The sequence below is a fragment of the Synoicihabitans lomoniglobus genome, from assembly GCF_029023725.1.
Taxonomy (GTDB): Bacteria; Verrucomicrobiota; Verrucomicrobiia; order Opitutales; family Opitutaceae; genus Actomonas; species Actomonas lomonigloba.
In genome coordinates, this window is the sequence record NZ_CP119075.1 from 3974711 (window position 1) to 3987957 (window position 13247).

At 63.2% G+C, this 13247-nt stretch carries 11 protein-coding genes; 5 read left to right on the plus strand and 6 right to left on the minus strand.

The features are described 5' to 3' along the window. Positions 1–12: 12 nt before the first annotated feature. The 5 genes from PXH66_RS15335 to PXH66_RS15355 are packed head-to-tail and all read right to left on the minus strand — an operon-like array spanning position 13 to position 5778. Positions 13–1680 (minus strand): sodium:solute symporter family transporter, encoded by a 1668-nt coding sequence (locus tag PXH66_RS15335; RefSeq protein WP_330929918.1) that lies wholly within the window; start codon positions 1678–1680, stop codon positions 13–15. A 46-nt stretch (positions 1681–1726) separates the two neighbouring features. After that, positions 1727–2128 (minus strand): RidA family protein, encoded by a 402-nt coding sequence (locus PXH66_RS15340; RefSeq protein ID WP_330929919.1) that lies wholly within the window; start codon positions 2126–2128, stop codon positions 1727–1729. Continuing rightward, a complete protein-coding gene (locus PXH66_RS15345) occupies positions 2125–3639 on the minus strand; it encodes a M81 family metallopeptidase (RefSeq protein WP_330929920.1) in 1515 nt (504 codons plus the stop codon). The genes PXH66_RS15340 and PXH66_RS15345 overlap by 4 nt, the downstream gene beginning before the upstream one ends. A 13-nt stretch (positions 3640–3652) precedes the next feature. Further along, positions 3653–4996: an aspartate aminotransferase family protein gene (locus tag PXH66_RS15350; RefSeq protein ID WP_330929921.1), complete on the minus strand. Its 1344-nt coding sequence runs from the start codon at positions 4994–4996 to the stop codon at positions 3653–3655. A gap of 26 nt (positions 4997–5022) precedes the next feature. Beyond that, a complete protein-coding gene (locus tag PXH66_RS15355; protein WP_330929922.1) occupies positions 5023–5778 on the minus strand; it encodes an IclR family transcriptional regulator in 756 nt (251 codons plus the stop codon). A gap of 63 nt (positions 5779–5841) precedes the next feature. Here PXH66_RS15355 and PXH66_RS15360 point away from each other — a divergent pair, with 63 nt between their 5' ends. The 5 genes from PXH66_RS15360 to PXH66_RS15380 are packed head-to-tail and all read left to right on the plus strand — an operon-like array spanning position 5842 to position 10154. Next, entirely contained in the window at positions 5842–6798 is a 957-nt protein-coding gene (locus PXH66_RS15360; protein ID WP_330929923.1) for an amidohydrolase family protein, read from the plus strand. Next, positions 6779–7528, plus strand: a complete 750-nt coding sequence (locus PXH66_RS15365) for an SDR family NAD(P)-dependent oxidoreductase (protein WP_330929924.1) — start codon at positions 6779–6781, stop codon at positions 7526–7528. Before PXH66_RS15360 ends, PXH66_RS15365 begins: the two co-directional genes overlap by 20 nt. A gap of 5 nt (positions 7529–7533) precedes the next feature. After that, the gene (locus tag PXH66_RS15370) at positions 7534–8622 is read left to right on the plus strand and encodes an alanine racemase (protein WP_330929925.1); all 1089 of its coding nucleotides are present in this window, start codon (positions 7534–7536) and stop codon (positions 8620–8622) included. A gap of 18 nt (positions 8623–8640) precedes the next feature. Beyond that, complete coding sequence (locus PXH66_RS15375) at positions 8641–9447, plus strand: fumarylacetoacetate hydrolase family protein (RefSeq protein WP_330929926.1); 807 nt, start codon at positions 8641–8643, stop codon at positions 9445–9447. Beyond that, positions 9441–10154 carry a DOMON domain-containing protein gene (locus PXH66_RS15380; protein WP_330929927.1) on the plus strand — a complete coding sequence of 238 codons (714 nt, stop codon included), beginning with the start codon at positions 9441–9443 and terminating at the stop codon, positions 10152–10154. The genes PXH66_RS15375 and PXH66_RS15380 overlap by 7 nt, the downstream gene beginning before the upstream one ends. Here PXH66_RS15380 and PXH66_RS15385 read toward each other — a convergent pair. Then, the gene (locus tag PXH66_RS15385) at positions 10139–13246 is read right to left on the minus strand and encodes a right-handed parallel beta-helix repeat-containing protein (RefSeq protein WP_330929928.1); all 3108 of its coding nucleotides are present in this window, start codon (positions 13244–13246) and stop codon (positions 10139–10141) included. The genes PXH66_RS15380 and PXH66_RS15385 overlap by 16 nt on opposite strands. Position 13247: the final 1 nt, after the last annotated feature.

Genomic DNA, 13247 nt, shown 5'->3' on the forward strand with positions numbered 1-13247 from the left:
CTGGCGTCGAGGCTAGCCGAGCCACGCCATCAGGCCGAGCCACGGCAACGTCGCCAACCCGGCGTAGATCGCTTTGAGCCGCGGAGACTTTCCCCGCGTCGGGAGCAGGCTAAACAAGGGTCCCGCTGCCAGGGCCACCACCAACGAAACGGGAGCGATCCATTGGAAACTGACCGGAGCAAGTCCGGTGAAGAATTCCCAATACGCGATCAGGGTCGCCGCCGCCAAACTGTAGCAGGTGCCCATGATTGCGCCAAACGGCGTCGCGAAGGGCACGAACAGCGCGAGGAAAAACAGTCCGAACAACGGGCATACAAACAGGTTGATCGACTTGCCCGCAACCTCGATCAGATTGCCGGGAATCGCGCCCGCCAATTGACTGCCCGCGATGCTCACCCCGCCCACGATCACCGCGAGCAATCGCGCCGTCCTCATGCCCGCTTTGTCATCCTCCGCCGCCGTCGGCCGAAACTGATCCACAAAATCCTTCGAAATCACCGTAATGGTGGAGCTGATACCGGAGCTCAGACTGGACATGGCCGCCGCCATCAGTCCGGCCGTGATCAACCCGGGCATGCCCAGCGGCAGGTGATGCGCAACAAAATGGGGGAACATCGCGTCGCCCCGGGTGGCAAACGACAGATTCGCCGGCATAAACTCCGGGTTGCTCCGGTAATAACCCAGGACCGCGAGGCCCATCAAACCGAGCGTGGAAGTAACACAAATCGCCCCGATGCAATTGTGCAAAAACGCTCGTCGCGCGGCCTTCGTGTCCCGCGTGCTCAGGTAACGTTGGATCGCCATCTGATCGGAACCCGCCGTGCACACCCACCAAATGATGCCGCCCACAAACGTTCCCACCACGGTCACGCGCACGCCGGGATCCAGGCTGAAAAAGGGCTGGGGCTTCCAATGCGCCTCCCAGGCCTGCGGCCACCATCCCCGCCATCCCCCCACCGCGTCACTGATGAACCACAAGGTGAAGAGCGCACCAATCAAGAGCACAAAAAACTGCACCACGTCACTCACCACCACCGCGCGCAACCCGCCCGTCACGGTGTAAACGGTGGTCAGTATGCCCGCGACGATTGCGATCGGCGGGGCCCAACTCGCCTCCCAACCCATCACACTCACCATCACGAAGGAAGTCAGATGCAGCATGACCGCCATCCAGATCAACCGCGTGACGACGAAGATCCCCGATCCCAGCAAGCGCACATTCGGACCCAGACGTTTTTCCAACAGCTCGTAGGCACTGGTCACCGGCAGGCGCATCATCAACGGAATCACTCCGTATCCTACAATCAGATACACCAACGGAATGGCGGCAACCCCCACTCCGATCAACACGGGACCGTTCTGGATGATCTCTCCGGGATAACCGATGTAGCTCAACGCGCTGAACATCGTCGCGTAGAGCGAAATACCCGCCAGGAACGGCGACACACTGCGCCCCCCCACAAAATACTCCTCCTGCGAGGTCTGACGGCGGGAGTAATACAGCCCAATGCCGACGAGCAACAGGGCATACAGCGCGATGATGATGCCATCCACCATGCCCAGGCCCTGGGCCGGAGCATCGACGCCTTCCTCGGCCGCTCGCATGACCGCCGGGGTCACTAGCAACATCAACCCGAGGACGCCACGTTTGCGAAGAATAGCCGGAAGGAAAGAAAACATAGTCAAAAGAGATCGCGGGATGGTGGCTTGAAGGGACGGTGACAGATCAATCGCCGGAGCCGACCTTCGGCACGGCCACGCATTCGACTTCGAAATGCAGGATTTCCGGCAGGCAGTGGGTGATGGTGGTGCGGGCCGGATAGGGCGCGGTGAAGAACTCGCGGTAGATTTCGTTGAACCGCGCCACGTTGGTCGGGTCCCGCACGTAGTTGCGCGTCTGCACCACGTGGGCGAGGTCGCTGCCCGCCGTCTCCAATACTTTGCGGAGATTCTCGAACGAGCGACGCACTTCGGCGTCGAACGTGTCCTGCACGATCTGACCGGTCGCGTCGACCGAGGCCTGACCCGAGACCATGATCAAATCACCCACGCGCACGGCGGGGCTGAACGGCAGATGGGAAACAGGCGTGCCCGCTTCGCGGGGATAACTTACGGAAGGATGGTTCATAAAAATTCGAAATGGGGCTCCGCGATGGCGTCGAGCGGGTGAACGGGACGTTGAAGGTGTCGCCACGGAAAGAGCCGGACGTTGCTGCTGCAGGGACCGGCTGTATCCACCAGGTAGGATACCGCCGCGATGGGATCGTAGGCCCGGCGATGCGCCACTGCCGCTTTCACGCCAATCACGGCAAAATTTTTCGGCTCGATCCCCTGGCTGCGCCATTGGCCGAGATCGAAGGGCGGAGTCTTCCGGCTTGTCAGCAACACGGTCACGCCCCCGGCGCGCACCACCGCCGTCGGACCCATGTCAAAGTGCAGCCCACTCATCGACGCCAGATGACTGTTGGGATCCTCTAGCTTGAATCTGCCGTGATGCCGGGAAAGTAACGTCACGGTCAGCTCCAGCGGACCTTCGTCCAATCGCGATCCCTTGCCACCGATCGAAACTTTGCGAGCGGCGCCCACGGTCGTTTGAGCCAGAGTCGCGACGGCCGCCGGATCATTGATCGCGACCAACGCATTGGCCACGTCGCGCTTCACCAACGCACGCAAAATACCCGTGCCATCCCCAGGCGCACCGCCCCCGATGTTGTCGGCCGGTTCGACCAGCACCACTGGGCCGGGGCCACCAACCGGCAGGCTCGCCAACACATCGTCGACGGACGCATAGCTCACCTCGCCGAGTTCGCGCTTCGACCAGGCCAGTTCGGCTCCGCGTCGCAAATCGGCGTTCATAACCGCGTCCTCCCCCGTGTGAACAAGGCTCAGCGACAGCCCCGTATCGGGCGTATCCGCAAACGAAAATCCCGGCACCACATTGGTCGCCCAAATCGCGGGTCGGGCGTCCTCCAGTTCCGTCATGAATCGTCGCAGGGAAACCATCGGCTCATCGGCCGATCCCGTGCCGGGCGGAGCCCAGACAATCGGCAAACGAACCCATGCCATCCGGGGGATCACGTTCTCGCGCAGAGCCCGCGCCAGCAACTCCGTGGCGCGCACGGCACTCGCCCGCGCGTCCGTGTGCGGATTTTCCCGATACGCCACCAATCCGTTGGCCAATCGGCACGTGCGCGCCGAAAGATTGGCGTGCAGATCAAACACCCCGAAAAGCGGCACGGTTTCACCGCCGGGAAGCGCACGGATGCGCGCCAGCAATTCGCCTTCTGCATCCGTCAATGACGGCGTCGCCATCGCACCGTGCAGGACGAGAAAAATGCCGTCCACTCCTTGCTCCAACGCCGGTCGCGCCCGCTCGACAAACTCCTGCCAAAAAGTCTCAAACGCTTCGTCGGTCACGATGCCCGACGGCACCGCCCGCGCGTCCACGGTCGGAATCACCGTCAATCCCGCCGCCGCCGCGGCAGACAAGAATCCATCCGTCGGCGAAGCGTCCCCCAGTTTGCCCAAAATGTGATCGTCAAACGTGACGTCAAAATCGGCCCAAGTGGTGGTTTCTTCCAGAAACGTGTGGGTCTCGTGGAAAAGCCCCCCAAACAGAATGCGCGGCGGCTGCGACATCGGCGGAGTGATTTTAGGCTGCGGACTGATAGGTGTCGGCGTGACGCGCAAATGCCGTCGCCGCCCGCGCCAAAGCGTCTGCGATGTCTTGCTCGGTGTGCGCCAGGCTGATCGACCAGAGCCCACGCTCGATGGCGCGCACGCCTTCCTCCAACAAACAACGGCGCAAGTGCGCCCACCGCGCCGCGTCGTGACGCGTGATATAGTCGCGGTAATCGCCTACCAACCCTTCGGCGGCTCCCGGCTTCAACATGACTGTATGAAAGGCCAGCCCCGGTCCCTGCGGCCGCAGCGGAATGTCGTGTTGCTGCGCCAACGCGGTCAGACCTGCCATCAATTTTTGGCCGAGCGCATTGGTCGTGGCCGGATGCGTGTCGCCCGCCGCGATCACTTGGTCGAGACACCATTTGCTCGCCGCGAGGCACAGCGGGTTGGCGTTCAACGTGCCGGCATGAATCGCTTCGCCGGAAATAATCTTGGCCATCGCCGCCTTCGTGCCCGCCAGAGCGGCAAACGGGGTGCCGCCGCCGATCGCCTTGCCGAAGATCGTGAGGTCGGGTTTGAAATCATAATAACTCTGCGCTCCGCCGGCCCCAAAGCGAAATCCGGTGATCGTCTCGTCGGCGATCATCAACATGCCTTCCTGGTCACACAGTTCGCGGATCGCCGCCATGAAGCCGGTCGCGGGTTCGATGCAACAGGTGTTGCACATGGCCGGTTCAAAAATGATCGCGGCGATTTGCCCTTGGTGAGCGGCCACGCGGCGGCGGAGATGCTCCACATCTCCCCAGCGCGTCACGACAAAGTGATCCGCAACCTCGGGGATGATGCCCTTGCTGGGGTGCGTGTTGGCCGGCGACTCCGCGTCGTCCCACGTGCTCGGAGGATTGGCGAATCCGACGAGTCCTTCGTCGCCCCAGCCGTGGTAGTGGCCTTCGAACCGCAGCACCAACTGACGCCCCGTGTGGGTGCGCGCCAACCGCAGCGCCGCCATCACGGCTTCCGTGGCCGAGTTATTGAAACGCACGAGTTCCGCCGACGGCACCATCGCGGTCAGGCGCTCCGCCACTTCCAGTTCGAGTTCGCACTGCGCCGCCCAGTGCAGACCCAGTTTCGCCTGCGCGGCCAACGCATCGGCGAGTCCACTCGGCGCGTGTCCGTAAAGCAGCGCGCCCTGGCCGAGTTGGAAGTCGATGTATTCATTGCCATCGACATCCCAGACGCGGGAGCCCTCGCCTTTTTGAAAATACAACGGCACCGGCGCTTCCATTTTGCGGATGCCGCTGTTGATGCCACCGGCGATACTCTTTTGGGCGCGCTCAAAGAACGCGTGGGATTTTGGAAAGGTATAGGACATGGTAAACTTGTTTAAAATATGGCGCGTCATCCGGCGCGAAGCGGCCGATCGCCGTCGTCGGCTTGGGCTCCCCATCGACGCATCGCGGCGATCAACGCCTTGCGACGTGCCGCAGGAAAACGATTCACCGGCACGGACACACTGATGCCCGCCAACGGCTCTTGTTGAGACGTCAGCGGGATGGCCACACACGCCACGCCCGCGACCGTTTCTTCCTCCTCCAACGCACAGCCACGATCACGCGTCGCCGCCAATTCCTCTTCCAACCGTTGACGCGCCGCTTTCCGGTTCCGCGTAGGCAACGCCGCGCACACTTTGGTCACGAGTCGCGCTTGCTGTTCCGGTGGTAAATTGGCGACGATCGCCCGACCCAGCGCCGTGGTGTGAAACAAATCACGCGCCCCCGGTTTCACGATCCAGCGCAACGGCTGAGCCGTCTCCACCACATGCGCATACCGCACATACACGCCTTCCAACACGCCGAGATTCACCGTCTCGTCGAACTCACGGTTCAACGTCGTCATCAAGTCATGCGCCTTGGTTCGCAGCATCGCATCGCGCCCGTGTTCCCGCAGCGACGCCAGTCGATCCGACAACACATAGCTCCCGCGCACTCCCGCGTCGCCCAAGTAGCCCAAATCGCGCAAACTGCGCAGAATCCGATGCACCGTCGGCTTCGGCAGACGACTCTCCTCCGCGAGTTCGGCCAAGCTCAACGCCCGGCCGGTGCGGGCCAGCACCTCCAAGATCGAAAAAGCTTTGTCGAGAACGGCGATACTCATGATTTTCGCTTTACACCATATTTCACAATGTGGAACTTATATTCCGTCAAATAAAATATTTCCGTGATCATCGACTGCCACAATCACCTCGGGGTGGACTTGTTTTTCTACCTCAACGGCTTCCACCCGTATGCGCAGGACCTGCCCGCCATGGTCACCGAGGGGCGGCACGGCGGCGTCGACCGCTGGGTCGTTTTCCCCATGGTTTCGCACTTGGGCTTCGACGTCGACGGCATGCGCCGCGGCGAGCTCAATCCCGCGACGGATGGCTCCGTTCCCTACGCGTTCGAAAACGAGCGCATGCTCGAGGAAATCTATGAACGCTACCCGGCGCTCGGCCGCCTGACGCTGCCGTTTGCCATTCTTGATCCGCTCCGGGAACCGGCCGCGCAACTGCGGGTGCTGCGTCGCCTGCACGCGAAGTATCCATTTTTTGGACTCAAGATTCAGGCAACCATCATCAAGTCCGACGTCTTGGCCTTGCTGGACGCCGGTCGCGGTTTCCTCGAATTTGCCAAGGAGTTCAACCTGCCTTTCATCATTCACTCCAGCGTCGCTCCCGAGGACACTTGGTCGCAGGCCTCCAGCATTCTCCGCGTCGCCGAAGCGACGCCCAACGTGCGTTTTTGCCTCGCTCACTCCTGCCGGTTCGATCGCGAGTGTCTCGATCGCGTCGCCGCCCTGCCGAACACGTGGTTCGATTGCTCGGCGCACCGCATTCACTGCGACAGCGTGAGGCTCGGTCTGCCCAATGTCGCCCCGGCAGCCCGACGTTTCCACGCGGACTACCACAACCCCACCGCGGTGCTGCATGACCTCGCCTCCGCCTACCCGACCAAAATGATGTGGGGCTCCGATTCGCCGTTTCAGAGCTATGTCGACGACGACTTCGCCCTCCGCAGCACCTACGCGGACGAGACCGCCTGCCTTCACGCCTTGCCCGCCGACCTGAAAAAGGCGGTCGCGCACGACAACCTACTGGCTTTGCTCCAAATCAACGATGAACGCCTTCTCGCTTAAATCCGGTGCCGCCCTCGTCACCGGTTCCTCTCAAGGCATCGGTCTCGCCATCGCTCAGGCGATCCACGCCGCCGGCGCCCGCGTCGTTTTCCACGGCAAGACCGACCCCGCGCCCGCCATGCCCGCCGGCTCGGCTTGGCTCACTGGTGATCTGCTGGCCAAGGACGGTGCCGAAAAACTGGTGCGCGATGCGTTCGCCGCCGCGCCCGATCTCAACCTCCTCGTGTGCAATGCGGGCAGTTTCTTCGACGCGCCGTTTCTCGAAATGGATGACGAACGCTGGGACCGCACCATGGACCTCAACGTGCGGGCCAACTACTTCGTCGCCCAAGCCTTTGCCCGGGAACTCGTCGCGCGTGAACGCCCGGGTTCCATCGTGACGACCTGCTCCACCAATGGTTTCCAATCCGAAGCCGACTCGACCGCCTACGACACGTCCAAAGGCGCGCTCGTCATGATGACGCGCAGTCTGGCCCACTCGCTCGCCCCCCACCGTATTCGCGTCAACGGCATCGCGCCGGGCCTCATCCATACGCCACTCACGGCTTCACTCAAGGGCACGCCGCAGGAAACCCACTACGAAAAGAAGATTCTGCTCGGTCGGCTCGGCTCGGCCGAAGACTGCGCCGGAGCCGCCGTGTTTTTGCTGTCATCGGCCGCGTCCTACATCACCGGTCAGATCATCGTGGTGGATGGCGGACTCACCGTCGGACAAATCGGCCGACTCTGATCACTATGCACGTCGACGACCTCGCTTCTCCCAGCATTCTCGTGCTCGCACCGCGACTGGAGCACAACCTCCGCGCCATGCAGTCCGCCTGCGACGCCGCCGGCATGGAACTGCGCCCGCACATCAAAACGCACAAGCTCCTACCCATTGCGCGTCGTCAGTTGGAACTCGGCGCGAAAGGCCTGACCTGCGCCAAACTCAGCGAAGCGGAAGCCATGTTGCCGAGCGGCGTGCGCGAAATCTTTCTCGCCCATTCCCTCGTTGATCATCGGCAAGCCGCCCGGATCGCCGCCCTGTGCGATCAACTCGACGAACTCCGCGTTGCCGTGACAAGCGAAGCCCATGCGGAGACATTGATCACCTTGGCCGCTCAAGTGGGCCGCCCATTGCACGCGATGATGGCCATCGACAGCGGCCTCGACCGCGAAGGCGTGCGCGACGTCGCCTCCGCCCAGCGCATTGCCGCCCGGCTCGCTCGCGCTCCCCAGGTCGAGCTCGCAGGTTTCTACACGCACGAAGGGCAGTTTTATACCAAGCCGAATGATCAGCGCGAAGCCGGCATCGTCCGGATGCTCACCGATCTCCGTGCCATTCGTGACGCCATCGATCCGGCCCTGCCACTGTGGCCCGGCAGCAGCATGACGGCCCGCGCCATCGCCGACGGTCACGCTGACGGCGTGCAAGCCGTGCGCCCCGGCGCATATGTTTTCGGCGACATGGCACTCTCGACCAGCACCGACGTCATGCCGTTTGCCGACGTGGCGCTCGAGGTTCTGGCCACCGTGGTCGACCGCCCCACCGCCGACCTCGCCCTGATCGACGCCGGCTCCAAAACGTTTTCCTCCGACCGCACGGCGGCGGGCGTGAGCGCCGTGGCCGCAGATGGCCGCGACCTCTCCGTCGTCCGCGTGAACGAAGAGCATGGTTACCTGCGTGGTGCCGATGTGGCTTCCCTCCAACTCGGCGAGCGCATCCGTTTCGTGCCCGCCCACGTCTGCACCGTTGTCAATCTCACCAGCCATGTGACCCTCATCGATTCCGATGATTACGTCTCCGCCTCCTGGCCGGTCGATGCCCGCGGTTGCACGCAATAACCCCCCCCTCTTTTTATCATGAAAATCCTCCGCTATCTCGACTCCACTCAAACCGTGCGTCTCGGCGCCCAGCAGACCGACGGCAGCATCCGCCGCCTCGACGGCGAAATCTACGGCGAGCTCACCGTATCTGATATTGTGGATACGCCCACCGAGTTGCTCGCCCCCATCGAGCCGACCCAGATCCTGTGCATCGGACTCAACTACCGCCAACACGCCGCGGAATCGGGCATGAAGCCACCCGAGCGCCCCATCCTCTTCGTCAAGGGCATCAACACACTGCAACATCCCGGGAAGCCGATCGAGATCCCCACGCACCTCGCCAGCACCGAGGTCGATTACGAATGCGAACTCGCCGTTGTTATCGGCAAGGCCTGCAAAAACGTCAGTCCCGCCGAAGCCCTCGACTACGTCCTCGGCTACACCTGCGCCAACGATGTGTCGGCCCGCGATCACCAGATCAAACTCGGCGGCGGCCAATGGTGCCGCGGCAAGTTCTTCGACACGTTCGCGCCGCTCGGTCCCTGCCTCGTCACGCCCGCAGACATCCCCGATCCCAACGCCCTCAAAATCGCCACCATTCTGAACGGCGAACGTGTGCAGGACTGGACCACCAGTGACATGATTTTCGATGTCGCCCACATCATCTCCTATCTCAGCGGCAGCACGACGCTCGTGCCCGGCACCGTCATCATGACGGGCACGCCTCAGGGCGTGGGCATGGCGGTCAAGCCGGAGCCTCGCTGGTTGCGCCCCGGCGACGAGGTCTCCATTGAAATCGAAAACATCGGCACGCTCACCAATCCGGTGCAGCTCGAATGCTGAGTCCCGTCCGCCAGTCCGCCCGGAACCCGCGGCCGGGAACAGTGGTGCCGCGTTGCCCGGCGGAAACATCGTCGCCGGACCCGCCCGCGCGGGCCGCGACGTTCAAGTTGCGGCAGGCCTGGCGACCGTCCCCCGAGGCGGCCTTTCGTCCCGGTGCGGCCTGGGTGGCGGCGTCCGCCGACGCCCTCCACATCTGGGCGGCGTTGCTGGATGAACACCCGCGCACCCAGGCTACGCATGACCACACCCCGTTGTGGGAACTCGGCGACGTCTTCGAGATCTTCCTGCAACTCGGCGACGGTCCCGTTTACCACGAGTTCCACATCGCGCCCAATGGCTGCACCCTGCAGCTGCGTTTTCCGGACGCACATTGGCCCCGGGCGGCGGGGATCGACCCGTGGGTGCAACGCTCACCCGGGTTTGAAGCCACGGTGGACACCCGTCCGGGACGCGGGATCTGGAACGTGCGCGCCCGAATCCCGCTTTCGCTACTCACCGGTGAAACCACCGGCGCGCTCGCCTGGCCGCACCATGGTCGTATCGCGTTTGGCCGTTACGACTACGACGACCACGGGCAACCCTGCTGCTCCCATTCCGCCCGCCTGACGCAGTGCGACTTCCATCGCTTGCACGAGTGGACGCCGGTCACTTTTCCGACGTTCGACGCGGGTATGCCCGCCCCGGCAAAACCTCAGGGCACGGCGTAGACTTCGACGATGGCGATGCCTTCGCCGCCGGCGGTGTCCTCGACTTGTGCCGTGTAAACGCCGGCCGGAACCGTCACCAGCATTCCGGCATCGGCCCCGCCGCTGGTGAGCGCAAACGCCCCGACCTCGTCGGCTACGGTAGCGATTTCACTGGCGTTGCTCTGGTCGCTCCAGTCGTCGTTGGTCGCCACCAACTCGCCGTTGCTGTCGCGTAAGGTGAGCACGGGGTCGGCGAGCACATCGCTCGCCGCGAACCCGAAACTCTCCACCAACTCCGGCCCGATACCGCGGATGAGCAGGCGCGCCGACGACTCGCGCACCACGATGCCCGGCACCATCACTGCGAGGCCATTGCCGACGCGACCGCGAGTGGAAATATTGACCAGTCGCCCGGTGTCGTCGCCGCCCGCGTCGTAGAGTTCGATCAAGCCGAGTCCGCCCCCCGCTTTGCCCGCCAGGTGCACGGTGTAGGAACCGGGATCGAGCGTGGCCAACAACGCCGCGTCACCGGAACCGCTCTCCAGCGCGAACGCCCCGAGTTCGGCCGCCCGCGTGGCGATGGTGGCGGCTTGAGGTGCCGTCGACCAGTCGTCGTTGGTGGCCAGCTCCCCGTCAGCACCGAAGAGCGTCAGGGTCGCATCGGCGACGACGGTGGCCGGATCGAGAAAAGCTCCGAGCCCGGGTCCGATACCGCGCAGCAGCAACGAGCGCGGCCCTTCCCCGCCGATTACGAAGCCAGCGATCAACACATCAGCGTCGGCCCCGACCTGCGCACGCGTAGAAAGATTAACCAGACGACCATCGGCGACGGCCGACCCGAAGAGGTTCATCGCCCCGGTTTCCCAACGGTGCTGGGCTGGGATCGTGTAAGTCCCGGCGGCATACTCGGGCCCCATCGATGGCCACGGATCGGCAATATTCCAGTAATCCGGCGTCGCATCGTAGTAGTAGGAATCCACCACCGTGGCCGTATTGGTTTCGCGCCATTGGACCACGCCGCCTTGGCTGTTCCCATGGATGAAGGCCCCGGTGGACGTGGCATCGGTGGTCACGAAGGGTGACGTCGGGGAGACCAGTTCGTTGCCCAGGATGTTCTGGTCGACCGTGCCATCGGCAATGTCGAAGCCGCCCAAGGTCACGCGGTTGCGCAGGAACGTGTTGTGCGGACCAATGGGTCCCCAGTAATCGGATACATGAACGCGCTGCGCGATGTTGCCTTCGATGAGATTGGCAAACGCGTAGTCGCCGTGACCCGAAATATCCGTGGCGATGGTGGAGCCGTCCTGATTGCCGTCGCGGGAATAGTTGTAGGCGAAGACGCTGCCGTTGGCGCCTTCCTTCCAAATCATGGAGTGGCGCAGGTTGCGGAAAACATTGTTGGCGACGAGCACGTGGGTGGAGGTATCCGTCACCAAAACGCCGTAGCCGTGACCACCGCCGTCGTGCCGGTAAGCGTCGTTGAAATAGGAATCGCGCACCGTCACATTGGCGCTGAACTGCACGCCCACATGAAACCGCATGGCCATGAAGCTGTGCACGTCGCGCACCCAGCAGTTCACCACATGCTGCAGTTGGATGTTCATGCGATTCGCGGCGGCCTCACGGTTGTTGAGCGTGAAGCCTTCGAGCCCCACGCCACGCACCGGCGCGAGCACGGTAACCGTCGGATTCGCCCAAGTGAAATCGAGGTGCAGCGGACGATCGAGCGTGAGCGCACCGCCGTTGACCGCCGTGACTTGGGCAATCTGTCCGACCGATCGCGCCGCCCAGCCGTTCTGATTATTAATCGTCTCCAGATAATCGGGGATGTCCCGGGTCGTCGCCATCGCGTCGTAATCATTGTCCTGACGAATCAGGATCCAGTCACCCGCTTCGACTCCGCCCACGGTGCCGACGGTAATGCCGGTGGAGCCCCGGGTGAGACCTCCCGTAATCGTAAGGTCGGGCGATTCTTCGTAGCCCGACACTCGGATCAGTCCGCTGCCGGATGCACTGGAGACATGAAAATCAAACTGAGTCTCCGCGGTGCCCGCGCCGCGCAGGATGATTCTCGGGGGATTGCGTGACGTGGTGCGCACGATGTTGATCGGTGAATCGAACCGGTAGGTCCCGGCCGGGAACATGATCACGGTGTCTTCGGTGAGTCCGTTGAGCAGGTTCTGCAGGATGGGCGCGTTGTCGGCATGGCCCCAGCGGTCGCCGCCCACGGCTACAAAATCGATCGTGTTCGCGTAGGTGGTGGGCATCCCGCCTTGCACGCCGGCTCGCGTCCAATCGACGAGTCGTTGCGAGAGATCAATCGGCGTCTCACTCGGCAGCGTCACCGTGTCCTGGGTCACAGTCACGTCATCGATCAACAGATCCAACTCCGGCGATCCGCTGCCAATCGTAAGATGGGTGAAGGTGGCGAGAGCGCCGCCAATGGTCGTCGTCTGGCTCTCCTGCTTCAAATCACCGTCGACATAAAAGCGCAGGTCACTCTGCCCGTCCGAGCGGCGCGCGATTTCGATTCGCACGGTATGCGCTGACGTGTCGTTCAACGCCCAGGCGGTGCCGCTGCCGACCGTATCATCGCCGCTGCCACCCATCGCGGCGTCACCGCGTCCGGGGACGTCTCGGTAGATGCGCATGCCGGGAGCGTCGCCCACCCCACCCCGAAAATAGTAGCCGTCCCAGGCCGCCGACGCCGTCGACCACGTGGAATCGTCCGTCACCGGATTTCCGTTGGCATTGTGCAGTCCGAATCGAATACCGCCGTCGTTGGCCGCGCTAACGCGCGTCATGCGCAGGCGCAGGGTAGCGACCAAGCGATCGCCGGATGCCGCCAGCGTGACCGTTTGCGGCAACGCCACCGTCGCGCGGGAAAAACTGCCGGTGCCCAAATACTGCAACGCCGGTCCGGACGCTAATCCGGTCGTGTCGTCCACGACCGCGAGCGTCACGCCGCTCGCCGCCACCCAATCGGCATCGGCCGCATCGGATCCGGCCGTATAGCCGCCATCCGTGAAACCGTCATCGAGGACCGGAGTTTGCGCGTGAATCGGAGACGTTGCCCCGATCGCGAACAGGAAAGCCAAAGCACGAACATTCATT

Coding starts and splice junctions, on each gene's coding strand:
- PXH66_RS15335 (WP_330929918.1), bottom strand. CDS start 1,680: ATGTTTTCTTTCCTTCCGGCTATTCTTCGCAAACGTGGCGTCCTCGGG.
- PXH66_RS15340 (WP_330929919.1), bottom strand. CDS start 2,128: ATGAACCATCCTTCCGTAAGTTATCCCCGCGAAGCGGGCACGCCTGTT.
- PXH66_RS15345 (WP_330929920.1), bottom strand. CDS start 3,639: ATGTCGCAGCCGCCGCGCATTCTGTTTGGGGGGCTTTTCCACGAGACC.
- PXH66_RS15350 (WP_330929921.1), bottom strand. CDS start 4,996: ATGTCCTATACCTTTCCAAAATCCCACGCGTTCTTTGAGCGCGCCCAA.
- PXH66_RS15355 (WP_330929922.1), bottom strand. CDS start 5,778: ATGAGTATCGCCGTTCTCGACAAAGCTTTTTCGATCTTGGAGGTGCTG.
- PXH66_RS15365 (WP_330929924.1), top strand. CDS start 6,779: ATGAACGCCTTCTCGCTTAAATCCGGTGCCGCCCTCGTCACCGGTTCC.
- PXH66_RS15370 (WP_330929925.1), top strand. CDS start 7,534: ATGCACGTCGACGACCTCGCTTCTCCCAGCATTCTCGTGCTCGCACCG.
- PXH66_RS15375 (WP_330929926.1), top strand. CDS start 8,641: ATGAAAATCCTCCGCTATCTCGACTCCACTCAAACCGTGCGTCTCGGC.
- PXH66_RS15380 (WP_330929927.1), top strand. CDS start 9,441: ATGCTGAGTCCCGTCCGCCAGTCCGCCCGGAACCCGCGGCCGGGAACA.
- PXH66_RS15385 (WP_330929928.1), bottom strand. CDS start 13,246: ATGAATGTTCGTGCTTTGGCTTTCCTGTTCGCGATCGGGGCAACGTCT.